Origin of the sequence: Microbulbifer harenosus (assembly GCF_005771435.1) — a bacterium.
GTDB lineage: Bacteria > Pseudomonadota > Gammaproteobacteria > Pseudomonadales > Cellvibrionaceae > Microbulbifer > Microbulbifer harenosus.
Window position 1 is genome coordinate 112,757 of sequence record NZ_VANI01000005.1, and the last position, 24,814, is coordinate 137,570.

Consider the following 24,814-nt stretch of genomic DNA (forward strand, 5'->3'; position numbering starts at 1 on the left):
CGAACAACAGGCTCAACCAGCCCCAGCGGGCGACGGTCTCTACTCATCCCGCTTACGAATGAAGTCGATGATGATTTCCGCTGCCTCATCCACGGTATCCACCAGTTTGAACAGCTCCAGATCAGCGGCATCGATACACGCGCGCTCAAGTACGGTACCCACCAGCCACTCCAGCAGACCAGACCAGTAGCGCTTCCCGACCAGCACAATGGGAAAACGCCGCACCTTCTGGGTCTGCACCAGCGTCAGCGCCTCAAACAGCTCATCCATGGTGCCATAGCCCCCAGGCATGGCTATGAAGCCAACCGCATGCTTCACAAACATGAATTTGCGCACGAAGAAATAGCGGAAGTTCAGGTGGATATCCAAATAGGGGTTGGGCACCTGTTCGAATGGCAGCTCGATATTCAGGCCTATTGAAGCGCCGGCATGGGTAAATGCGCCGCGATTGCACGCCTCCATAATACCCGGGCCACCGCCGGTGATAACCGGGATGCCCTCACCCGCCAGCAGCTCGCCCAGCCGCACCCCTTGTTGATACTCAACAGCGTCTTCCCGAAAGCGTGCGCTGCCAAATACGGTCACCGCACCCTTAAGCGTAATCAGGCGCTCTATGCCATCGACGAGTTCAGACTGAATACGAAGCACGCGCCACGCTTCCGGCATTTTTGCATCCAGCATATGCCTTCTCCTAATCGCTCTTACTTCTTATGTTGGCAGCGAATCGGCAAACCGAGTCAGCGCAGGTTTTGGAGTTCGCCGGTCCCTCCAAGTCTAGCAGTATTGACGCGAGAGCCTTGTGGATTGCGTGAGGGAGAAATCTGTATATAATCCCAGCAACTGTATAAAAATACAGACAACAGGAAACGCCCATGACAAACCTCACTGCTCGCCAGGCTCAGGTACTGGAACTGATCAAATCCTATCTGGACGAAACGGGTTACCCGCCCACCCGGGCCGAGATCGCACAGGAATTGGGCTTTCGCTCGCCAAACGCAGCGGAAGAACACCTGAAGGCGCTCGCGCGCAAGGGGGCGATTGAAATGGTTGCCGGTGCTTCCCGGGGCATTCGCATTCCCGGCCACCAGAGTGGCCTACCCATTGTTGGCCGGGTAGCCGCGGGCAACCCGATTCTGGCGGAGGAGAATATCGAGGAGTACTGCGAGATCCCCGCGGAATTCTTCCACCCCCCGGCGGATTACCTGTTGCGGGTGCACGGCATGAGCATGAAGAACGCCGGCATTTTTGATGGAGACCTTCTCGCGGTACAGCGCACCGACAATATCCGCAACGGACAGATTGTGGTGGCGCGAATCGAAGACGAGGTGACCGTTAAGCGCTTTAAGCGCCGCGGCAACCAGGCGATGGTCCAGCTGTTGCCGGAGAATGAAGAATTTGACGTCATCGAAGTAGATATGCGCGACAAGAATTTCGCGATTGAAGGACTCGCGGTCGGCGTAATTCGCCAGAACCCGTTCTAACCTGCAGGCGAATAGCCTGTGCGTCATCCAACAAAAACGGGGCTCATCGAGCCCCGTTTTTGTTGGTCCACCGGGAGCTTTCCTCCTCAGTGGATGGTGTGTTCCGTAACGTCCACCTCTTCCTCTTCAAAGGGTTCCGGCTCCAGGGCACCGAGATCCTGCACCGCCTCAATACCGGCCTCCAACATGGCACGAGCGATCGCAATCTTGTGCTCGCGCAGGAAGTTCAGGCTTTCGTCCGAGAAATGAATACGCACCAGCGGGTCCTCCCTGTGACCAGCGCGTCGCAGCGCCACATCACCATTGGACAACTCGATGATTTCGTAAGTCTCAGAGGACATTCACTTCTCCAGTTACAGCGGGATTTGCGGGCAGTGTAACACAGGGATCAGTGATTATTCAGCGGCCAGACACGGTCGGGACTGGCGCCGAACCAACCTGATCACCATTCCACGCTCTGGGCGCGCTGCCGTGCCACCAGTTCACCGAGCTGGCGCTGCCAGAATCTGAGGCTCTCTACACTGAGACTGGCAGGGGTACTTGAGTCCACCTGCCGCAGGGGTATCAGGGACTGCACACCGCTGGCGATCGGAGAAGACTCCTGGCCTCCACCCGCCGTGGGGCGCCACAACCCCCGCCAGCAGTGCGCCATAGCCGCAAACCAGCTCTCGGGGTTTTCCTCCAGATCCAGCAGCTCAGCGACCTCAGCGCTGTATTTGTCGCGCGCGCTTACCAGTTCCTGTAAGCGGACCGCGGTGTCCGGCTCGCCACCAGGTCTAAACCCCAGTTGTAGCTGGTAGCCCTGCTCTGCCAGAAACGCGCGATAAGCCCGCCACAACTGCAACAACGCACCCTCAAGCAGCGCGGACCGCAACAGCGGCGGGCTTTCATCGTCGGCGGTATCCAGTGAATGCAATATCAGCTCTGATTTTCGCAGGGCCGAAGCCACCAGACCGGTATAGGGGTTGCTCATTGCTTCACCTATTTCGCCGGTGACTTTTTGGCCGGGGTCTTTTTCGCGGCTGCTTTTTTGGCCGCAGCCTTTTTCGCCGGCGCCTTTTTAGCAGCCGTTTTTTTCGGCGCCGCGGATTTGCTACCTGAGTCCTCTACCAGCCATTTACCGCCGGTATAGAACGCCTTCCAGCCGGTTGCCTTGCCGTCTTCCTCGGATTGCACGTACTGTTCCTGGGTTTTGCGGCTAAAACGCACAACCGTATCCCGGCCCTCGCTGTCTTCCGTAGGTGCGGAGAACAGGAAACTGTACTTGGGATCAATCTCATCCTTGTGCGGCAGCAGCTCCTTCACCAGCGGCGCGCGAGTCTCGCGGTTTTTCGGGAACTGGCTGGCAGCCAGGAACAGACCCGAAGCACCGTCGCGCAGGATGTAGGTGTCGTCGACCTTTTCACAGGCGAGCTCCGGCATGGGTACCGGGTCCATTTTCGGCGGCGCGGGCTGACCGTTCTTGAGCAGTTTGCGGGTGTTTTTACAGGCATCATTGGTGCAGCCGAAGTATTTGCCAAAGCGGCCAGACTTCAACTGCATGTCGCTGCCGCACTTGTCGCACTCAATCAGCGGGCCGTCATAACCCTTGATCTTGAACGTACCTTTTTCTACCTCAAAGCCGTTGCAGTCCGGGTTGTTTCCGCAGATATGCAGCTTGCGCTGCTCGTCCACCAGATAACTGTCCATGGCTGTGCCGCACTTGGGGCACCGATGTTTGTCCCGCAGTTGACGGGTTTCGGCTTCGTCATCCTTATCCGCGTCGATAGCCTCTTCGCCGGACACCAGATTCATGGTGTTGGTGCAGCGCTCCTTTGGCGGTAACGCATAGCCGGAACACCCCAGGAAAACGCCGGTGGAACCGGTGCGAATCTGCATATGGCGGCCGCACTGACCGCACTTGATATCGGTATCCGTGGGCGCATTGCGTCGCATGCCACCGTCGGTATCCTGAGCTTGTTCCAGACGCTTGCTGAAGTCCGTGTAGAACTCATCCAGAAGTGCCTTCCACCCTTTTTTCCCTTCGGCCACGGCATCCAGGGATTCTTCCAGGCTCGCGGTGAAACCGTAGTCCATCAGATCGGTGAAGCTTTCACTCAGACGGTCGGTGACGATGTCGCCCATTTTTTCCGCGTAGAAACGACGGTTTTCCAGGCGCACATAGCCGCGGTCCTGAATGGTGGAAATAATCGACGCGTAGGTAGACGGCCGGCCGATACCGCGTTTTTCCAGCTCTTTTACCAGGGCTGCCTCGCTGAAGCGCGCCGGCGGCTTGGTGAAATGCTGTTTCGGATCCAGTTTCTTGAGATTGAGTTTTTCCCCAACCTTGATGTCCGGCAATACCAGATCTTCGTCTTTCTTGCTCTGCGGCGGCGCCACTTTGAGAAAGCCGTCAAAACGGATAACCCGGCCGCGGGTGCGCAACTCAAAGTCTCCGGCACTCACCACCACAGACGTGGACGTGAACTGTGCAGGTGTCATCTGACATGCAACGAACTGTTGCCAGATCAAGGTGTAAAGGCGCTCGGCATCCCGCTCCATACCGGACAACATGTTGGGCTTGACCCGCACATCGGAAGGGCGAATGGCCTCGTGCGCTTCCTGGGCGCCCTCTTTGCTACTGTAGCGGTTCGGATTATCCGGCAGGTACTTCTCGCCGTAACTCTCGCCAATAAACTCCCGCACCGAGGCCACAGCCTCCGCACTCAGGTTGGTGGAGTCGGTACGCATATAGGTGATGTAGCCGGCTTCGTACAGACGCTGGGCCATCATCATGGTTTTCTTCACGCTAAAGCCGAGACGATTGCTCGCCGCCTGCTGCAGGGTGGAGGTGATAAAGGGTGCGCCCGGCTTCGAACTGGTGGGCTTGTCTTCGCGCGAGGTAACTTCAAAGTTGCTGGACTGCAGTGCCTGCACTGCGGCCATGGCCTGTGTTTCGTTGACCGGGCGGAAATTCTCGCCGCCCTGCTTTTTGACTTCCAGACGCAGCGCGTCGGATTTGACCGTTTCGGTGTCCGCGAACAGCGTCCAGTACTCTTCGGGGATAAACGCGCGGATTTCCCGCTCGCGCTCAACCACCAGGCGCACCGCCACAGACTGCACACGACCGGCTGACAGGCCGCGGGCAACCTTTTCCCACAGCAATGGCGACACCATGTAACCCACGATGCGATCGAGAAAACGGCGTGCCTGCTGGGCGTTTACGCGGTCAATATCCAGCGGGCCGGGGCTCTTGAATGCCTCCTGGATCGCGGACTTGGTGATCTCATTGAAAACCACACGGCGAAAGCGCTGTTCACTGCCGCCGATGGCCTCGCGCAAATGCCACGCAATGGCCTCCCCCTCGCGATCCAAGTCCGTCGCGAGATACACGGTGTCGGCGTTGGCGGCGAGCTTGCGTAGCTCGTCAACCACTTTTTCCTTACCAGGCAGGATCTCGTAGTGCGCTTCCCAGTTGTGATCCGGGTCGATCCCCATACGCTTGATCAGCTGCTCATGGCTTTTCTTGCGCTTGTAGACCTCTTTGTCTTCTTTGGACAGCTTGCGGGTTTCCGCCGCCCGGCGGGCGCGCTCCTTGGCATCCACCGGCTGTTTGCTGGAGGCACCGGTAGGAAGATCCCGGATGTGGCCGATACTGGACTTTACGATAAAGTCCTTGCCGAGATACTTGTTGATCGTTTTTGCCTTCGCCGGAGACTCGACAATGACCAGTGATTTACCCATAAGCTTCTGATTTTTAATAGAAAATTTACTGCTTTCGCACCTGCGGCGACAGCCGTTTACGGCGGTGCGCTGCGCGAATATATATGCTCCGCCCCCGGTGTGGTCAAGCAATCGTCACAATTTGGTGACCAAATTGACTGCTTTGCACGCAATTCTGACCCACCATCCAGCAGATGGTTCTCCGTGGACTCCTGCTGTATTCTCACGCGATACAAGGCATCACGCGCCTATTTCGTTTACTTTGCTCAGGGGACGGCCGCTAGATACATTAGTTCAGAAAAACACCGGGCACGTCAGGAATTGCGTCGCGAATCCGGGCTTTCACCACTATCGAGCGGTTTTCCGTCTGAGTTACCCCCGGGCTGTGGCAGGCGTATTGCTTCCTCTATTACCGGGCGCATTGCGCTCAGCGCATGCAGGATGGCATCCAGCCCCCTGTCACCGCTGCGCTCCTGCCACTGCACGCCGAGACCGGCGTCGTTCGCGAAAATCGCGGTGGCATCCGCCGGCAGCATGGAAACCAGTTCTTTAAGAGAGGGTTTGGCCACCTCGGGGGCCTCGCGCTTGTTGCGCCAGTCCCAAACGCCGTCGAAATTCAGATCATGGGGCATCCGTTGCAGTTCCAGCCCCCAACCGCTCTGCAGACGACGCGGGTTTCGCCACTGGGAGAAATAAACCGCGGCAGTGCCTTTCCCTTGTGATTCCGGCAGCGGCTGTATCTGTACCTTGAGTCCGGAGCTGGCGGCGCGCTGGCGTAAATCCGCCAGTTTTTTGTCACGGCTGCTGGGCTTTAACCACATCACCGGCCCGATCACCAGTGTGACAGCGAAGATGATGATGATGATTGGCAGCCAACTGGACATGAACACTCCCTGTGGAAAGGCAAAAAACAACTTGGGTCACCGTCTCCGCGCCCCTGATAGCGGCGGGACACCCCATTTCCGGCGCGCATTTTTCCCCGCAAGACCACCGCTGTGTCAAGCGTGTTTTTTTAAAGTAGACTCAATGAAGCAACCGGGCGCTCCGTCAATCCACCTCGATGCGCCTGAAATTCACCAATTCGCGGAGGCCGCATGTCAGGCTACAAAAACATTCTGGTAGGACTGGACCTCTCTGAAGAATCCTCTCAAGTTCTGGACCGCGCCGCGCAAATTGCCACAGTAAGCAACGCGCAGCTGAGGCTGGCACACATCATTGAGCCGCTCACGTTTGCCTATGGCGGCGATATTCCGATGGACCTCTCCGAAGTGCAGGAACAGTTGCAGAACCAGGCAAAAGAACAGCTGCGACGGGCCGCCGCCAGCCTGAATATTCCCGCCGACCGGCAACATGTGGTGCTCGGCCAGCCGGCTACGGAAATTCACCGTCTGGCCGAGGACACCGATTGTGATCTGATTGTCATTGGCAGCCACGGTCGCCACGGACTCGCGCTGTTACTGGGCTCCACCGCCAATGGCGTGCTGCATGGCGCTGGATGCGATGTGTTGGCAGTGCGGGTGCATCCGCCCGGCGATTCCAACTGAATCGCGAGATAGCTACCGGGGCGTTTCGCCCCAGCAGCAGTCTCCGCTGACATCCGTCGGGGGCTACATACCGTCGAGTTCCGCCCAGCGTTCAAAGGCCGTTTCCAGCGCCTGCTGCAGCTCTGTCAGTTTTTGCAACCGCGCCTGCACCTGCTCGCTGTCCTGCTGATAAAAATCCGGCTGCCCGATCTCGGCTTCCAGCGCGGCAATTTCCGTTTCCAGGGTCTCAATCTGCGCCGGTAGTGCGTCCAGTTCGCGCTGCAGCTTATAACTGAGTTTTTTGCTCTTGGGCGCCGCGACCGCGCTCGTATCCGCGGTCTTCGCGGTTGCGGGTTTTTCCCCTGCCAACCCTGACGACTGCTCCCGCTTGCGCGACCTGAGCTGCTCCTCTGCGCTGAGAAAGCGCCCGCCCTGACGCACGAAATCCTGGTAACCACCAACGTATTCCCGCACCAGACCATTGCCCTCGAATGCAAGACAGCTCTCCACCACATTGTCGAGAAAAGCCCGGTCGTGGCTGACCAGCAGTACCGTGCCGGGGAAATCCAATAGCAGCTGCTCGAGCAACTCCAGGGTTTCCACATCCAGATCATTGGTAGGCTCATCCAGCACCAGGATATTTGCCGGCTGGCTGAACAGTTTCGCCAACAGCGCGCGGTTGCGCTCGCCACCACTCAGCGCACCCACCTTGGTGCGGGCCTTGAGGCCGGTGAACAGGAAGTCGCTCAGGTACGACATCACATGGCGGCTGCTGCCACCCACTTCAATGGTTTCCCGCCCCTCGGCAATGTTGTCAACCACGGTCTGATCCGGGTCGAGCGTATCCCGGCGCTGATCGAAATAAGCCACTTGCAGTTTGGTGCCGAGGCGGACGCTGCCGGCCTGTGCTTCCAGCTCGCCGAGTAACAGGCGGATCAATGTGCTCTTGCCGGCACCATTGGGGCCGATCAATCCGACCTTGTCACCGCGCATCAGCGTGAAGTCGAGATCGCGGATCAGTGGAACCAGATCGCCGTGCTCATCGGCAAAGCCGAAACTCACTCCCTTCAGTTCTGCCACCAGCTTGCCGGAGCGCTCGCCCGCATCCAGCGACATCTTCGCCACGCCCTGGCGCTCGCGGCGGGCCTGACGCTCGCGACGCAGCGCCTGCAGAGCGCGCACACGGCCCTCGTTGCGGGTGCGGCGGGCCTTGATGCCCTGACGGATCCACGCCTCTTCCTGGGCCAGCTTTTTGTCGAACAGGGCGTCGTTGCGGGCCTCCTCCTCCAATTGCTTTTCTTTCTCCTGCTGGTAGCGGTCGAAGGGGCAATTGAACACCCGCAGAATGCCGCGATCGAGATCCCATACCGACGTCGCCAGTCGCTGGGCCAGTGCGCGGTCGTGGCTCACGAACAGCAGCGCGCCGCGATAGGTGGCGAGAAAGGTTTCCAACCATTCCACCGCGGCAATATCCAGGTGGTTCGTGGGCTCGTCCAGAATCAGCAGATCCGGTTCGGTCACCAGCGCACGGGCAAGTGCGGCACGGCGCTGCCAGCCGCCGGAAAGATCCATGACGCGGGCATTTTCATCCAGGTCGAGGCGGTCGAGCACACTGTCGATTCGGGCGAGCAGCTCCCAGCCGTGCGCACTGTCGATCTTCGCCTGCAGATCGGGATTCTGGTTGTCTCGGTACTCTGCCAGCCAACCGCCCACATCACCGAGCCCTTCGGCCACATATCGATAAACCGTGTGGTCGCAATCATCTGGCAGCGCCTGTTCCAGCGTGGCCAGTACGGTACCGCTCTGGCGGATGATCTCGCCCTCGTCGGGATCTCCGTGACCGCCGATCAGGCGCAACAGGCTGGATTTTCCCTCGCCGTTGCGCCCCACCAGGCAGATCCGGTCTCCCCGCTCGATTTTGGCACTCACATGATCCGCCAGTACCTGCACGCCATAGCGTAAACAAACGCCATCCAACTGAAGCAACATAAATAAACACTACAATGGTTTTGGAGCATCTCAACAAATCAACGGCGCGAGCAGCGGTCGCGAAAGACCACTCGACCATAGAGATTTTCAGAGATACCCAGGTGAAAACGGACATTTTACGCTTTATTCTGCGCCCTTCGAATAAGCGATTTCTCAATCGGGTGTTCAGTATGTCGATTGGCAGTAAAGGACTCGCCATTATCCTCTTCAATCTGTTGGTGGGCGGCCTCGCCGCTGTGCCGCCGCTCGCGGGCGCAGAAGCATCTGCGGCTGGCAAGGCACAATCCAGCGGGGTCCGCGAGGCCGAAGCGGCTGTTGCCCAGCGCCAGAAGCTGCAGGATGCCCGTATGGCCATCGCCCACAATGACCAGCGCCGGCTGAAGCAACTTAAGAAAGAGCTGAAAGACTATCCGCTGCTGCCCTACATCGACTACTGGAACATCAGTAAGAATCTCTCACGCCTGCCCTATGACGACATCGACGCGTTTCTGGAGAAGTACGACGGCACTGCCGTTGGCGACTGGATGCGCATCCGCGTACTGCGTGAGTTGGGAGGGCGCGATCGCTTCCGCGATTACCTGAGATACTACCGCCCGGAATGGATCACCCGAACTCAGTTGCGCTGTTACTACGTCGATGCCTTGTCGCGCTATGGCGACAAAAAAGAAGCCTACGCCCTGATCGAAGAGCTCTGGACCGTCGGCGCGTCCCAACCAAAAGAGTGTGACCCGGCGTTCAACCGCTGGATTGCCGACGGTGGGCTCACCCAGGAACGCACCTGGAAACGCCACGCGCTTTCCATCAGCGCCGGCAATCTGGATCTGGCCGGCTATATTGCCCGCAAGCTGGACAAAGACCGTGCCCGCCGCGCGGAGTTGATGCGCGAGGTCTACCGCAAGCCCGAACTGATCCTGAATTACGACCGTTTTACCCGCAAAGAACCGGAATACCGCGACATTGTATCCATCGGCCTGCGCCGGCTGGCGACGCAGAATGCGCAAAAGGCCGAGTCCGCGTGGCAGCGGTACAGCGCAAGCTATCTCTTTTCCGAGGAGGAAAGCGACGATTTCCTGCGCTACCTGGCATTGCAGTTCGCCCGCCAGGACGATCAGGAAGGCCTCAAAGCGTTGATCAAATCCAGCCCCGGGTTTTTTGACCTGCGCACCTCCGAGTGGCTGATACGCCAGTCGCTGCGGGAAATGGACTGGGCGCAGGTGGAGTTCTGGATCGACCGCCTGCCCGCCGACGAGCAGAATCTGGACCGCTGGCTTTACTGGAAAGCCAGGGCCATCAACGAGCAGAATACGAAAAATGACCCCGCGCGACGGGCCCAGGCCGACAAGCTCCTGCAGAAGGCCGCCGCCGAGCGCAGTTATTACGGGTTCCTCGCGTCGGATACCCTCCAGCGTGAATACAGCTTTGTCGACCGCCCGGTGCCGATTACCCCCAAGCAGGTGGACGAAGTGGCTGCGCGCCCGGGTATGCAGCGCGCGCGGGAGCTCCAGGCGATCGGCGAGTTCTACCACGCGCGCAGGGAGTGGGATTACGCCACGGAAAAAATGACGCCTGAGGAGTTGATGACCGCAGGGAAAATCGCCAGCGCCTGGGGCTGGTATCACAAATCGATCCAGTCGATTCTGGCCGCGAATTACCTGGATGATCTCGAACTGCGCTTCCCGCTGGCGTTTACCGATATCGTCAGCGATGTGGCAAGTAACATGGGCAAGAAGACCGCACTGGATTCCTATCTGGTGCTGGCAGTGGCGCGCCAGGAGAGCCATTTCAGCCATGATGCAAAATCCCACGCCGGCGCCATGGGCCTGATGCAGCTCCTGCCCTCCACCGCCGCCGCGACCGCGCGTAAGGCCGGGGTGCCCTACCGGCGCAGCTGGGACCTGCTGAACCCCAGTACGAATATCACTCTCGGCGCCTACTACCTCAACTCGCTGCTGAACCGCTTCGACAACAACCGGTTTCTCGCCGCCGCGGCCTACAATGCGGGGCCGACACGGGTTGCAGGCTGGCTCAAAGACACAGGAAAGAAGCTGCCATTCGACGTGTGGATTGAAACCATTCCTTATAGCGAGACCCGCAAGTACGTGCAGAACGTACTCTCGTACTCGGTCATTTATGCCTATCGCAGCGGAGACAAGGCGCCATTACTGACTAAAACTGAGGCGGAATCCCGACTGTAGCGGGTGTTGGGCGCACGGAGAATACGCAGGAAAGCGTCGGTGCGCCCTGCTGCCAGCGTCCCATTTTTAACGTGTTGGATAAACGCTCATGACAGCCGGGCCGAAAGCCAGGACGCCAGTTCGCTGGTGGTAAATGGCCAGCACAGGACGTCCTCGACCTCGCCGAGCCCCACCACGGGAATACTCCAGCCAAAGAGCCGTGTCAGCTCCTCGTCATCGGCAATATCCACCGGCTGCAGACGCAGATCAAACTTTTCCAGCAGCGGCCAGATCTCCGGCTTTGCCTTTTCACACAGGCTGCAGCCGAGGGTGGTATAAAAAAACAGCGCGCGTTGCGACACGTTCAAATCATCCCCTGGCTTTGGGCCCAGAAATAGCCGCCGGCGGCGGCCGCCGCCAACAGCGTGCAAATCCAGATCCAAACGTACCCCCGGACACCGGTGACGTCGCTGGAGCCCAGAGACGAGACCGGCGGAAACTCAGAGTGCGGCGGCACTGATGTCGTCGAGCGCGTGCGCGCCCTGTCAATGGCCTGCGCTAACGCGGCGCTCTGACGCGCCGCTTCCGGCAGCGGAACGGCCTGCCGCACCGTGGTTTTGTCGATATCGTCGGCGGGGCCCACCACGCTGAAACTGAGACTGTCAAAGCGCAACTCATCACCGCGGCGCACGCGGGATTCGGTGATCCGTTGATTATTGAGGAAAGTGCCGTTGGCAGAGCCCAGATCCACCACAAACAGCAGCCCCTCGCGTACTTCGAGGCGCGCGTGCCGACGGGACAAGTGGGACATTGCGAAGGTCAGGTCACATTCATCCGAGCGCCCCACCACGGATCTCTCACGCACCGGGAATACCCGTCCGACGATGGCGGGATGATTGGCGCGCAGCGCCCAGGAAACATTCGCATTCGTGCCAGCAGCCTTGAGCCGGGTGATCTTCGGATCGACCACCGCGAGATTCCGCTCACCCAGTTGCACCCGGTCGTTGCGATGCAGCCGGCAACTGCCGTCGATCAATTTTCCATTGACGGATATCTGACCGTTTCCAGCCAGATTGCGCAGCTCCAGCTCTTCCCCATCGACAAGAATCTCCGCGTGGAGTTTTGCTACCGAAGCGTCCGTCAGTGTCAGATCACACTGGCTGCCCCGGCCGATTGTGACCTTGGGTGCCACCAGCCATACACTTTGACTGGCATCTTTGACATCACAAAGTTTCAGCATTGTCCAGGCTTCCTCGAATGCGTAGAACGGCGTACATTTTTCAACCAAGGCCGCTAGCGAACCAATTAAGAATCTATCGACCAACAGATCGCGCGTCGGCGGAGACGCAACTACGGGTATCTGAGAACCCCGCTGCGGGAAGTTTATCACGGCCAATTTCATTGGCCTGTGAATCGGTTTGCAGCTTACAATGCCGGCAGGCTCTAGTATGGAAGTGTCGAAAGCCGCAAGGATTTGCGCGGTTTTGCACTTGCGACAATAACGACAGGTAACAGGTAGTTGTATACCAGTGAGTGAAGCCAAGGTAGATGCCAACGTCGGTACCAGCGGAAATACCGGTGGTAAAGAACCTGCCAGCGAGGTAAGCCGCCCCGCCGCCCGCGCAACGGTGCGCAGTGCCGGCGCAACCCACCCGGGCTATCGCCGTGAGCAGAATGAGGATGCCTTCTGGGGCGACGAGTCCCGAGGTATCTGGGTCGTGGCCGATGGCCTCGGCGGCCACCACGCCGGAGAGATTGCCAGCCAGACCGTGGTGGAAGAAATCCAGCGCTCCTCCGCCACCGATCGGCACTACGAACAGGCCCTGCGCCGCGCTCATGCGTTGCTCGCCGGGGAAGAGACAAACTCAACCGCCATGGGAACCACCGCCGTGGTGGTGGCCGAAGACGGGAATTACTTTCATATCTATTGGGTCGGCGACAGCCGCGCCTATCTGTGGACGCCGCCGGCCACTGATGCCGGCAATCAAGGCAACACCAAAGCACCTCACGGCACGCTCAAGCAGCTGACCATAGATCACTCCTACGTGCAGATGCTGGTGGATTCGGGAGCCATCAACCAGGAAGAGGCTGCGAGCCACCCCAATCGTCACGTGATCACACGCTGTATCGGCGGCTCCGCAAATCCGACACTTGAGATCGACCGCGCGTCATTTGCCTGGAACCCCGGACAAAAATTGCTACTGTGCAGTGACGGCCTGAGTAACGATGTCGGCCTGGAAGAAATCTGCCAGATCCTGGCAAACACACCGGATAACCAGCGCGCCAGCGAACTGCTGGTCGCGGCGGCGCTTGATGCCGGTGGACGCGACAACATCACCGTTCAAGTCATCAACTCGCCGGATTCAGCGACGGCAAACAACGAAAACCTGAACTCCCGCACACTGCCCCAGCCACTTGCATCCCGGCAATTGTTTTCGTCTCCCGGCACACTGGTTGCCAGGATCGCCACCCTTGCGATTATTTTTTCACTGGGTATTTACGCAGCCTGGCAGCTGCTGAACGGTTAACGGAACTGGGGACGGGCGCGAATGGAAGTTGTCAGCAGCGGTGTCGCCTCGCTGGAAATTCCCGGCTATCAGATCCTGAAGAAGATCAATCAGGGAGGCATGTCCACAGTCTACCTCGCCACCCAGCGCAGCATGGGTCGCCAGGTGGCGCTCAAGGTCATGTCGCCTGTACTGAACGCCGATCCAATTTTCAGTGAGCGCTTTCAGCGGGAAGCCAATATCGTTGGCCAGCTCTCCCACCCCAATATCGTTGCCATCCACGATATCGGCCGCTATCGCAGCCTCAACTATATCGCCATGGATTACCTGCCCGGTGGCTCGGTAGCGGATGCCCTCACCCGCGGCGCCATCGAACCTCTGGAAGCCCTGCATATCACTCGCCAGATTGCCATGGCGCTGGATCACGCAAGCAACAAGGGCTACGTGCACCGGGACCTGAAACCGGAAAATATCCTGTTCCGTGAAGACGGCTCCGCCGTGCTTACGGATTTCGGCGTCGCCCGCGCTGTGGCCCGCACCACACGCATGACCAGCACCGGTATGGTGGTGGGCACCCCCCACTATATGAGCCCGGAGCAGGCGCGCGGTGCCGCCGTAGACGGTCGCGCAGACCTCTACAGCCTTGGCGTGGTGCTCTACGAGATGCTCACCAGTGCCGTGCCCTATCAGGCGGAAGAAGCGGTGGCCATCGCCATCAAACACCTGACCGATCCGATACCGCGTTTGCCCGCCCGGCACTCACTGTACCAGGGCCTGATCGACCGGTTCCTCGCCAAAGATCCGGATCAGCGCTATCAGCGTGGCCTGGATGTAGTGGATGCGATAGATCAGCTGCTGGCGGCGCTGGAAGGTAAGCCCCCCGGCAATGCCACCAAACTCAACAACACCTCCGTGCGTGTTTCCAGCCTGTTGCGGGCGCTGTTAATGACACTCTACGGTACCCTGTGCGACCGGCTCAGTGCCGCCTGGGCACGCTGGCGAGACAAGCCACTGCACCAACAGAACCCCCGGGCGGAGCAGCAGACCATCATGCGCTTCCAGCAGGTGCTGCAGCAGAACACGCCCAGCAAGCGCCGCTCCTGGCGCCTGGCGATGGTTATTAGCGCTGCCGCGGTGGTGACGCTGATCATCTGGGGCAAAAATCCCCAGTGGTCCGCAACAACCACCTCCCGCACGGCGACGGAATCAGCGGAAAGCGTGGCGCACTCACCGGCCGACACAGCGCTGGCCATTCAAGAGGATTCACCTGCGACCGGGGCATCAGCGAATCTGATACAACCGGCGTTGCGCGAGGAAACAGGCGAACCCATCTCCGCGTCACCGCCGATTACCAAGCCGGGGGGGCCTACAGAAAATATTGCTGACAGTACTCCGGCTCCGGCGTCCAAACCCAAGCCCATCAGTGCTCCGGTGTCCGAACAAGCGCCCGCTACCTTTTCGCTGTTGGTTTCCGTCAAGCCGGACGATGCGCGTATTCGCATCATGAACATCGTTCCGAGATATACACCAGGCATCGCTTTGGAGCCGGGACGCTACGATATTGAGGTAAGCAAGCCAGGCTACAGTACCGTGCGCCGCTGGATCGAGATCAGTACTGCCGATATCAATCTGGCGGTTGAATTGGAGCGCAAATACTTCCCCGGCAGGACTTTTCAATCACCACTGCGGTCCGGTGGTCGCGGACCGGAGATGGTCGTAATCTCTCCCGGCAGCTTCACCATGGGTAACAATCAGCGCCCGTTCACCAGTCCCGAACATAAGATATCCATCAATAAACCCTATGCCATCGGCGCCCAAGAGATTACGTTCAACGATTACGACCGCTTCGCCAAGGCCAGCGGGCGCGCCCTGCCCAGTGATGAAAATTGGGGCCGGGGAACACGGCCGGTAGTGAATATCAGCTGGCAGGATGCACAGCGCTACGCCAGCTGGCTGAGCGAGGAGAGTGGTCAGAAATATCGACTGGCCAGCGAGGCGGAATGGGAATATGCAGCGCGCGCCGGTACCACCACTCCCTTCTGGTGGGGGGACGGTAGTGCGAAAGGGAAAGCCAATTGCCGCCGCGGCTGTGCCAGTGAGTTCAACACCCTGTTCACCACCTCTACGGCACCGGTGGGCAACTACAAGGCCAACGAGTTCGGCTTGTACGATACCGCGGGCAATGTGGGGGAATGGGTACAGGACTGTTTCCTCGGCGACTTCACCAATCACCGCGGCGATGCGCGCCCTGTACAGCTGAAAAACTGCGAGCTGCGCGTTGTACGCGGCGGCTCTATGCGCGAGCCGCTGCGCAATATCAGCTCCGACTACCGCACCGGTCTCAGCGAGCAGGCCAGCTCAAAAGAAGTGGGCTTCCGACTCGTGATGGAGCTGTAACCCAGCTCCATCCTGTTTCGGGTTACTTCGCCTGAATTTCCCACACATTGTGGATTTTCGGATTGCGCTGAAAATCCTTGTCCAGCAGTCTGGACGACAAATTTTCCACCGCGAACTCATCCAGCAACTTCTCATCCATCTTGAAACTGCGCAGGTTGTTGGAAAACAGCAAGGTGCCACCTGGACGCAGAAGCGCCATGCACTGGCGGATCAAATCGACATGGTCCCGCTGAATATCGAGCACGCCCTGCATTTTTGCCGAATTGGAAAACGTAGGTGGGTCGAGAAAAATCACATCGTAATGGCCGCGCCGGTTCTGCTGCGCGGCCTGTAGCCACTGCAGGCAATCTGCCTCGACGAGCTGGTGGCGATAAGGGTCCAGGCGGTTCTGGCGAAAATTGCGCTGCGCCCAGGCCTGGTATGTTTTGGATAAATCAACGCTGGTGCTTTCCGGGCAACCGCCGAGCGCCGCTTGCACAGTCGCAGTGGCGGTATAGCAGAACAGGTTGAGCAGTTTTTTGCCGTTGGCAATCTGTCGCAAGTATTGACGTACCGGACGGTGATCCAGAAACAGCCCGGTATCCAGGTAATCCCACAGGTTGATTTCCAGCTGCGCACCGTATTCGTCAACCCAGAATTCCGCGTTGGACTCCCTCCGCGCATTGGTTTCGTTGCGCTTTTGGTACTGGCTGCCGCTCTCCTTGTGGCTGTGGCGACGGCGCTCCTTGATCGACACATGGCGCGCGGGCAGATCCAGCACCTCCCGGGTCGCACGCACCAGGTCGCTCAGGCGGCGGCGCGCCTTTTCCTCGGAAATACTTGCCGGCGCTCGATACTCCTGAATGTGGGCGTATGTCTGCCCTTCAAGCGACCGATAAATATCAATTGCCGCCGAATACTCCGGCAGGTCCGCATCGTACAGACGGTAACAGCTAATGCCACTCTTCTGCGCCCACTTGCCGGTAGTGCGCAGGTTTTTCTGCAACCGGTTGGCCACCATTTGCGCCTCTTCGGAGAGTTGCGCGCGGGGTTTTCCACCATGTTGCTCGCCACCCTGCTCACCTTCACTCTGCTGATGGACATCAAACAACAGCAACTGGCTGGGGATACTGCCGTTGAACAGTTTGTACTGCTTGTGCGATCGCAGCGCCATGGAGTGACAGAGTTCCGGGTTACCGGTGAACACGGCGGCCTTCCAGCCGCCGAACTCCCGCTTCAGCTGACGCCCCAGTTCTGCGTAGGTTTCACGCAGCGCCTCCTGCTCGCCGAGACGTTCGCCGTAGGGCGGATTGGTAATCACCAGACCCGGCTGTACTTCGCGGTGGCTCGGCGCCTTGAACGCAGCAACCGGTCGACAGCTGACGCGCACATGTTTCTCCAAACCGGCGCGGGCAATATTCGACTCCGCTGCAAACAGCACTTTGGCATCTGCATCGTAGCCGCGAATTTCCGGCAGGGTTCTCGCCAGGCCGTCCGCGCGTCGCTGCAGCGCCTCTTCACGTAATGGCAGCCACAGGTCATTTTGGTGGTTCAGCCAGCGCTCGAATGCGAATCCTTCGCGCATGATGCCTGGCGCCACATCGGCGGCCATCAGCGCCCCCTCCACCAGAAAAGTGCCGGAGCCACACATGGGGTCAAGCAAGGCGCCCCCCTGCCCGGCAATCTGCGGCCAGCCTGCACGCATCAGCAGCGCAGCAGCGAGGTTTTCTTTCAGCGGCGCGGCACCAATGTGAGTGCGGTACCCTCTGCGGTGCAGGCTGTCGCCGCACAGGTCGATAGCAATTTCGAGGCTGTCCCGGTGCAGGCGTAGCATAGCGGTCAGATCGGGGTCCCGCTTGTCCACATCCGGGCGCGCACCGGTGGCGGAGCGAAGGCGATCGACAATGGCGTCCTTCGCCTTCTGCCCACCGAATTGGCTGTTGCGGATTTCTCGGTTAGTGCCGGAAAACTGTACCCAGAGTACACCGGTAGGGCTGATGTGCTCCTCCCAGGGAATGTCGACGACAGCCTGATACAGCGCTTCCGCATCCGCGACCCGTGCCAAGCCCAGATTCAGTAATACACGGTTGGCGAGACGGCTCCATAGGCAGATACGGTACGCCATCGCCAGATCGCTGTTAAACCGCACGGCAGCCGGCTGCTCCCGCTCCACCTCGGCGCCGAGGGTGCGAAGCTCGTCGGCGAGCAGATTTTCGAGCCCTTTTGGGCAAGTGGCGGTGAAAGAAAACTGAGCAGTCAATGGTTCGATCTCGGTCAATCAGTGGATGGGGATTCTGGCAATAACAATCACGGTGTTTTAGCCAATCCGCGTTCGGCAGGCCGCAAGCATACCGGAAACCAGGATGGCATTCTCCCTATAACGACGCGATGCACGGGCCACCGGAGTCGCTAGTACGTTTTTGTCTAGGAAATACCGTTTTTATAAAGGTTGGGTCGCACCGGTACACGCCCCTCAGGTTGGCTGCAACTCTTCTAGCAAGGCAGATTCCACAATAAGCTGGATTCTGTAAAAGGGGGAAAATTTGATTCGGAATCAAGATTGGGAAATCGGACCAGGAAGGTCAGAAACCGCTAAAAATTGCCAGAGGTATCGCATCTATGAAACGCCAAAAACGTAATCCCAACGATAGAGCTTTTCACAAAGGTTACGTTGCTGCCATGGAGGGCAGAAACCACGACAGTTGTCCGCACGAAAACGGATCCTTGCATCAGGAATGGGTAAACGGATGGCGACAGGGTCGGCAGGATTACTGGAGTGGATTCGGGCGTGCGGCGCAGGCTCAGCGCTTAGCCAACATGTAATTGGCCGCATGGTATTTTTCAGAGCCGCTTTCAAACACCCTTAAACATCACTGGCCAGCAAACACCCTTGGCCAGCGCCACTGAAAATCCCGGGCAGCCTAAAGAATGGTTGCCCGGGATTGTTACAGGTGCTTCAACCGGAAACCACCCGTCCCTTGTGCAGCTCGGCGATGGCTGCAGCCGCCTCGCGAATCACCTCTGGTCCACGGTAGATGAAACCCGAGTAAATCTGCACCGCGGTAGCCCCCGCACGGATCTTGTCCGCGGCGGATTCACCGTCAAAAATCCCACCAACGCCGATGATAGGAATTTCACCTTTGAGTTCCGCTGATAAAGTGCGGACTACTTCGGTGGATCGCTCGGTCAGCGGGCGACCACTCAAACCACCCTCTTCGGCGCCGTGCTCAAGATGCGCAACCGACGATTTGTCGATGGTGGTGTTGGTAGCAATAACGCCGTCGATGTTATGTGAGCGCAGGGTTCTGGCCACCTGGGCGATGGCGTCACTATCCATGTCCGGGGCGATTTTCACAGCCAGTGGCACATAGCGCCCGTGCTGTGAGGCCAACTGCTGCTGCTTCTCCTTGAGCGCGCTCAAAAGCCGGCTCAGGCTGTCACCAAATTGCAGATCCCGCAGCCCCTTGGTGTTCGGTGACGACACATTCGCGGTGATGTAATCCGCGTGGGTATACACCTTCTCCATACACAGACAGTAATCATCCGCGGCCTTTTCCACTGGGGTATCGAAATTTTTGCCGACGTTGATTCCCAGGACCCCGGAGTAACGACGCCGCTTTACCTGTTCCAGCAGGTAATCCACGCCCAGGTTGTTGAACCCCATGCGATTGATGATGGCCTCGGCCTCCGGAAGGCGGAACAGGCGCGGCTGCGGGTTGCCGGGTTGTGGCCGCGGCGTGACCGTGCCCACTTCCACAAAGCCAAACCCCAGCGCACCAAGGCCGTTAAAGGCCTGAGCATTCTTGTCGAGGCCCGCGGCCAATCCTACCGGATTTGGCAGGGTCAACCCCATCAGCTCCACCGGGTCGTCCGGAACCGGCTTGGTAAACAGCGACATGAGCCCGAGGCGCTCGGCGGCACCGATGGCATCGAGGGAAAGGTGATGAGACCGCTCCGGGTCCAGCGCAAACAGAGCTTTGCGCAGATGCTGGTACATGGGCTTCCTTTTATAGCAATCCAAACGATGAGAGCCCACCCACGGAGTGATCTCTGTGGGCGGGCTCGCGTATTGTACGGATTTCCGGCGGAAATTTCCGGCCGGAAATAGCGGTACGTTTAGACCGTCAGGGATTCCTGATCGGCGGTGGCGTTGGCCAGGTACATCAGCTCGCGCAGGGCGACGGTGAACATGGCGAAGTCGCCCAGCGGTGAGGACTTCAGCTCCTTGACCAGATTCTCCCAGCGCTGGATCGGCTGGGCCATGATATCCACCCAGCGCGCGACGGCACTGTCGATATCCAGCCCGTCATCGCCGGCCAGGCGCAGGATGTGAATGGCGAGCTTGGAGATCTGGCTGTCGAGATCGTCCATGCTGGTCTCCCGCGCCTGCGACTGCCAGAAGCTCTCCGCCGGCAGTTCGATGATCTGGTTGCCGAACCAGTAGAGCCCCAGTTTGTCGGCCAGCGCGAAGTAAATTTTTGCCACCTCTTCCACCGGGCGGTCACTGGCACGGGCCGACTGGGAAATACCCAGTGCGGAGAACAGGTAGGTGGGGGATGCAGCCAGCATCGCCAGGTTGTCCGGAACACCCGCCTCAAGGAACTGGTCATGGCGACGCTGCCATTCACGCAACGGTTCACCGCTCAGCACTTCCGGCAAGGCGCGGATAACCCGCTGCACGGGCTCCAGGAACAGTTCGCGCTCTTGTGCCGGGTCCAGGTCAGCGCGGCGGTTGCGCACAAACCAGCGGGTCGCACGGCGCACACGGCCGATCATGGAGTTCATCAACTGCATCTGCAGCTCCGCCGGCACCTTGTAATCCAGCGCCGCAACGCCCTCCTGGAACTCCGGCATCAGGTACACATCTCGCGCACTAATATAGGCTGCCGCGATGGTGTCGATATCCGCACCGGTCGCGCCGCTGATGCGGTGATAGAAGGTGATCCCCATACTGTTGACCAGTTCATTAGCCACCTGGGTGGAGACAATTTCCCGGCGCAACTGGTGGTCGTACACCAGCCCTTTGTAGCGCGCGACCAGCGCCGGCGGAAAAGCGGACTCGACCGCCTCCTGCACCCGCGCATTGTCGATGATGCGCGCATGCAAGAGCTCCTCTTTCAGCTTCACCTTTACATAAGAGATCAGTACGGCGAGTTCAGGGCGGGTAAGATACAGGCCCTTGTTCTGGCGGTCATTCAGGGTATCGTTGTCTGGAATGAATTCAAGCGCACGGCGGAGGCGGCCCTCCGCTTCCAGCGAGTTGATGGTGCGGCGATATTCGTCGAACCGATCGCCCACCTGGTATTCCGCCACGCTCAGCGCGCGGGTCTGGTTGTAGTTGTTGTCCAGAACCAGCTCCGCCACCGACTCGGTCATTTCGCCGAGCAGCTGGTTGCGCTGCTTGTCGGTGAGATCCCCATTGGCGACCACTTTGTCCAGCAGGATCTTGATGTTCACTTCGTGGTCGGAACAGTCCACACCGCCGGCGTTGTCGATAAAGTCGGTGTTACAGCGACCGCCGTTCAGGGAGAACTCGATGCGTCCACGCTGGGTCATACCCAGATTGCCGCCTTCACCAAATACCTTGCAGCGCAGCTGGTTGCCATTGACCCGCAGGTTGTCGTTGGACTTATCGCCCACCTGCGCGTTGCTCTCGCTGGTCGCCTTAACGTATGTACCTATACCCCCGTTCCAGATCAGGTCCACCGGTGCTTTCAGCATCGCACTGATCAGCTCATTGGGTGTCAGCTGGTCTTCCTTGATATCAAACGCCTGCTGCATTTCCGGGGTAATTTTTACCGACTTGGCGCGGCGCTCGAAAATACCGCCCCCCTTGGAAATGAGACTGCGGTTGTAGTCCGCCCAGCTGGAACGCGGCAGCTCAAACAAACGCTTGCGCTCGATAAAGCTGCTGGTGGCATCCGGAGTCGGGTCGACAAAAATGTGCAGGTGGTTGAAAGCCCCTTTCAGGCAAATATGTTCGGAAAGCAGCATGCCGTTGCCGAACACGTCGCCCGCCATATCGCCGATACCAATCACAGAAAAGTTTTCCGCCTGGACATTGATACCCATTTCGCGGAAGTGGCGCTGCACGGAAACCCAGGCGCCGCGCGCGGTAATACCCATTTTCTTGTGGTCGTAGCCGTTACTGCCACCGGACGCGAAGGCGTCCCCCAACCAAAAGTCGTACTCGGCGGCGATACCGTTGGCGATATCCGAGAAGGTCGCGGTGCCCTTGTCCGCGGCGACCACCAGATAGGGATCGTCCCCATCGCGGCGGATCACGCGCTCCGGAGGAATTACCTCACCATCTTTCAGGTTGTCGGTAACGTCCAACAGGCCGCGAATGAAGGTCTTGTAGCACTTGATGCCGGCTTCGATAAACGCCTCGCGGCTGTTATCTGCCGGCGGACGACGCACCACGAAACCACCCTTGGCGCCACTGGGAACGATAACCGCATTCTTCACTGCCTGCGCTTTCACCAGACCCAGCACTTCGGTACGGAAATCCTCCAGGCGATCGGACCAGCGCAACCCGCCGCGGGCCACCTTGCCGCCGCGCAGGTGCACGCCTTCCACTTGCGGCGAGTAAACAAAGATTTCGAACTCCGGGCGCGGCTCGGGAATATTCGGGATATTGCGCGGGCTGAACTTAATGGAGATGTAATCCTTCGGTTGGTCGTGATCGTCCAGCTGGAAGAAGTTAGTGCGCAGGGTTGCGCGGATAAGATCCAGATAGCGGCGGATGACCTGATCTTCGTTCAGGTTGTCGACGGCATCCAGACCTTCGTGGATCTTCTTGATCAGGCGCTCCACCCGCGACTGGTCCTGGCGATCCGCGCTGTTGATACGCGGGTCGAACATGGCGCGGAACAGCGCCACCAGGTTGCGGGTGATTTCCACATGGTTCGCCAGTGTGGCGGCAATGTAGGACTGGCTCGCGCTGAACTTGGTCTGCTTCAGGTAGCGAGCATAGGCGCGCAGCATAGTAACTTCGCGCCAGTTGAGACGCGCCGCCAGCACCAGGCGATTAAAGGAATCGCTCTCGGCAACGCCGTCCCAGATCGCTGCAAATGCATCCTGGAACAGGGCGCGGGACGCCTGCGCATCGATGCGCGTCGGCAGGCCGAATTCCAGATGGAATTCGTGCATCCACACATCCTGTTGCCCCTGTGGGCGGATGGTATAGGGGAATTCGCCCATTACCCGCAGGCCGAGATTCTCCAACACCGGAATCACATCAGAAAGCGTCAGGCCGCTCCCCAGGTTGAACACCTTGAAACGCAGGCTGCCTGGCTCGGCGCCGATCGGCTGATAGAAGCTCATGGCGACGCGGCTGTCGCCACTCAGTTCGCGGATAAAGTTCACATCCTGTACGGCAATGCGCGGCTCGAAATCCTCGCGGTAACCCGCTGGGAAAGCCTGGCCAAACGTGCTGATCAGTCGGCTGCCCTCTTCCTCACCGTGGGTTTCAATCAGAGCTCTTTGGAAAACATCTTCCCAACTGCGGGTAATATCCACGATTTGCGCCTCCAGTCGCGCTACATCAAATTCTACGGGCTCATTGGGGTCGACCCGGAATACCAGATGTACGCGGGCGAGGATGGACTCGGAAAAATAGGTGGTGAAATCGGAATCCAGCGCGTGCACCGAGCGGGCGATACGGTTGCTGATTTTCTCCCGCACCTCGCTGTTGAACTGGTCGCGCGGGACATACACCATGGCGGAGACGAACTTGCCAAAGGGGTCTTTGCGCATGAACAGCTTCAGACGCGCGCGCTCGTTCATCGCCAGCACCCCAAGGGTGGTTTCAAACAGCTCTTTGGTGCTGCTCTGAAACAGTTCGTCCCGGGGAAAGGTATCGAGAATCCGCTTCAGCGCCTTGCCGTCGTGACTGTGAGGCGCAAGGCCGCTCTGTTCCATCACTGAGGCCAGCTTGCGGCGGATGATAGGGATCTTCGCCGGGCTTTCGGTGTACACCGGCGAGGTGTAAAGCCCCATGAATGCGGACTCACCGATGACCTCGCCATTGGCGTCGTAGCGTTTGATACTCACGTAGTCCGAATAGGCCGCTCGATGCACTCGGGATTTCACCGAAGACTTGGCAAAGGTGAGAAAGTTCGGCCCTTGGTAGAAGCGCTGCTTGCCCTCGTTGAAGGCGTATTCCGGTGTCGGCTCCGCAGGCTGCTGTAGGTTCTTGAAAATCCCCAGGCGGCGATTTTCCACCTCGCACAGGATTTTCTTGTCACCCTCCTGACTGAATTCGTACTCGCGATAACCGAGGAAAGTGAAGTTGCCATCGCGCATCCACTGCAGGAAAGCTGCGGCCTCTTCCAGATGGGCATCATTATCCGCAACACTGGCGTGCAACTGGTCTTCCATGGCTGCACAAGTGTCCAGCATAGGCACATAGTCGTCCACGACCAGTTCCACATCGCCGAGGATCTCGCGAATGGCGCGGGCCAGATCCGACGCATGGGACGCAGAGGTATCGAGGTTGATTTCAAGGTAAATCAGCGCCTCGCTGGAGACGCCGGGATCGCCCGCGGCTTCGTCTTCCAGCTTGCGCCCCACAGGCAAAAGCTGGTGCAGGCGGCCATCGTCGCCCCGTTGCAATCGCATCACGGTACTTTTGATGGAGTGGATGACGGTATTGCGACGGTTGATCTCCATGCGCACCGAATCCACCAGAAACGGCATGTCCCGTTGCAGCACACACACCACGGTGTGGGAACATTCCCAGCCCTGCTCCTCAAGGCGCGGGTTGAACACCCGGATCTTGGGTTCGCCGGCGGCGCGCTGTTGGATGAAGTCCCAGCAGGTATAGATGCATCCATATACATCCACCAGGCGCCGCCCGGAGAGGTCCTCCAGCGGGTACTGGTTCAGAAACTGCTCCGCAAAGGCCGTCACCGGCTCTGCCTTGTCCCCCAGCTTCTCGCGGATGAATCCGCTGACCTGCGCCAGCAGTTCTTCCCGGCTATCGGTAATGACCGTCGCCATATTCACGTGCTTCCTCCCGTCGCCGCGATCACCATCGCGGGCAAGAATGCTAAATTTGC

At 59.0% G+C, this 24,814-nt stretch carries 17 protein-coding genes; 6 read left to right on the plus strand and 11 right to left on the minus strand.

Annotated features, from left to right (window positions below):
- Positions 1 to 39 precede the first annotated feature (39 nt).
- A complete protein-coding gene (locus tag FDY93_RS05040) occupies positions 40 to 681 on the minus strand; it encodes an LOG family protein (protein ID WP_138234661.1) in 642 nt (213 codons plus the stop codon).
- A 191-nt stretch (positions 682 to 872) separates the two neighbouring features.
- Between FDY93_RS05040 and lexA the strand changes: the two genes are divergently transcribed.
- Positions 873 to 1,481, plus strand: a complete 609-nt coding sequence (lexA, locus tag FDY93_RS05045; RefSeq protein ID WP_138234662.1) for a transcriptional repressor LexA — start codon at positions 873 to 875, stop codon at positions 1,479 to 1,481.
- A gap of 86 nt (positions 1,482 to 1,567) precedes the next feature.
- On the opposite strand, the gene FDY93_RS05050 is transcribed toward lexA, so the two are convergent.
- From FDY93_RS05050 to FDY93_RS05065, 4 genes are all read right to left on the minus strand, one after another.
- On the minus strand, positions 1,568 to 1,822 hold the full coding sequence (locus FDY93_RS05050; RefSeq protein ID WP_138234663.1) for a hypothetical protein: 255 nt from the start codon (positions 1,820 to 1,822) through the stop codon (positions 1,568 to 1,570).
- A gap of 101 nt (positions 1,823 to 1,923) precedes the next feature.
- On the minus strand, positions 1,924 to 2,454 hold the full coding sequence (locus FDY93_RS05055; protein ID WP_138234664.1) for a DUF6586 family protein: 531 nt from the start codon (positions 2,452 to 2,454) through the stop codon (positions 1,924 to 1,926).
- Between the two features lie 8 nt (positions 2,455 to 2,462).
- Positions 2,463 to 5,204: a type I DNA topoisomerase gene (topA, locus tag FDY93_RS05060; protein WP_138234665.1), complete on the minus strand. Its 2,742-nt coding sequence runs from the start codon at positions 5,202 to 5,204 to the stop codon at positions 2,463 to 2,465.
- A gap of 293 nt (positions 5,205 to 5,497) precedes the next feature.
- Positions 5,498 to 6,067, minus strand: a complete 570-nt coding sequence (locus FDY93_RS05065; RefSeq protein ID WP_181954058.1) for a hypothetical protein — start codon at positions 6,065 to 6,067, stop codon at positions 5,498 to 5,500.
- 210 nt (positions 6,068 to 6,277) lie between these two features.
- Between FDY93_RS05065 and FDY93_RS05070 the strand changes: the two genes are divergently transcribed.
- Positions 6,278 to 6,727, plus strand: coding sequence for a universal stress protein (locus tag FDY93_RS05070; RefSeq protein ID WP_138234666.1), 450 nt, complete (start codon positions 6,278 to 6,280; stop codon positions 6,725 to 6,727).
- A 63-nt stretch (positions 6,728 to 6,790) separates the two neighbouring features.
- On the opposite strand, the gene FDY93_RS05075 is transcribed toward FDY93_RS05070, so the two are convergent.
- Complete coding sequence (locus FDY93_RS05075; RefSeq protein ID WP_138234667.1) at positions 6,791 to 8,695, minus strand: ATP-binding cassette domain-containing protein; 1,905 nt, start codon at positions 8,693 to 8,695, stop codon at positions 6,791 to 6,793.
- A gap of 170 nt (positions 8,696 to 8,865) precedes the next feature.
- On the opposite strand from FDY93_RS05075, the gene FDY93_RS05080 reads away from it, so the two are divergent.
- Positions 8,866 to 10,890, plus strand: a complete 2,025-nt coding sequence (locus tag FDY93_RS05080) for a transglycosylase SLT domain-containing protein (RefSeq protein ID WP_138234668.1) — start codon at positions 8,866 to 8,868, stop codon at positions 10,888 to 10,890.
- An 86-nt stretch (positions 10,891 to 10,976) separates the two neighbouring features.
- Here the strand turns inward: FDY93_RS05080 and FDY93_RS05085 are convergent, their stop codons facing one another.
- Together FDY93_RS05085 and FDY93_RS05090 are read right to left on the minus strand one after the other, a co-directional pair.
- A complete protein-coding gene (locus tag FDY93_RS05085) occupies positions 10,977 to 11,231 on the minus strand; it encodes a glutaredoxin family protein (protein ID WP_138234806.1) in 255 nt (84 codons plus the stop codon).
- Between the two features lie 2 nt (positions 11,232 to 11,233).
- Entirely contained in the window at positions 11,234 to 12,109 is an 876-nt protein-coding gene (locus FDY93_RS05090) for an FHA domain-containing protein (protein ID WP_138234669.1), read from the minus strand.
- Between the two features lie 289 nt (positions 12,110 to 12,398).
- Here FDY93_RS05090 and FDY93_RS05095 point away from each other — a divergent pair, with 289 nt between their 5' ends.
- Positions 12,399 to 13,397, plus strand: coding sequence for a PP2C family protein-serine/threonine phosphatase (locus FDY93_RS05095; RefSeq protein ID WP_138234670.1), 999 nt, complete (start codon positions 12,399 to 12,401; stop codon positions 13,395 to 13,397).
- Between the two features lie 21 nt (positions 13,398 to 13,418).
- A complete protein-coding gene (locus tag FDY93_RS05100) occupies positions 13,419 to 15,773 on the plus strand; it encodes a bifunctional serine/threonine-protein kinase/formylglycine-generating enzyme family protein (RefSeq protein WP_138234671.1) in 2,355 nt (784 codons plus the stop codon).
- Positions 15,774 to 15,795: 22 nt separating this feature from the next.
- Here FDY93_RS05100 and rlmKL read toward each other — a convergent pair whose 3' ends face one another.
- Entirely contained in the window at positions 15,796 to 18,012 is a 2,217-nt protein-coding gene (gene rlmKL / locus FDY93_RS05105; protein ID WP_138234672.1) for a bifunctional 23S rRNA (guanine(2069)-N(7))-methyltransferase RlmK/23S rRNA (guanine(2445)-N(2))-methyltransferase RlmL, read from the minus strand.
- A 359-nt stretch (positions 18,013 to 18,371) separates the two neighbouring features.
- Here rlmKL and rmf point away from each other — a divergent pair, with 359 nt between their 5' ends.
- Positions 18,372 to 18,575, plus strand: a complete 204-nt coding sequence (gene rmf / locus FDY93_RS05110) for a ribosome modulation factor (protein WP_138234673.1) — start codon at positions 18,372 to 18,374, stop codon at positions 18,573 to 18,575.
- A 133-nt stretch (positions 18,576 to 18,708) separates the two neighbouring features.
- Here the strand turns inward: rmf and FDY93_RS05115 are convergent, their stop codons facing one another.
- Together FDY93_RS05115 and FDY93_RS05120 are read right to left on the minus strand one after the other, a co-directional pair.
- Positions 18,709 to 19,749 (minus strand): quinone-dependent dihydroorotate dehydrogenase, encoded by a 1,041-nt coding sequence (locus tag FDY93_RS05115; protein ID WP_138234674.1) that lies wholly within the window; start codon positions 19,747 to 19,749, stop codon positions 18,709 to 18,711.
- Between the two features lie 119 nt (positions 19,750 to 19,868).
- A complete protein-coding gene (locus tag FDY93_RS05120; protein WP_138234807.1) occupies positions 19,869 to 24,755 on the minus strand; it encodes an NAD-glutamate dehydrogenase in 4,887 nt (1,628 codons plus the stop codon).
- Between the last annotated feature and the right edge of the window lie 59 nt (positions 24,756 to 24,814).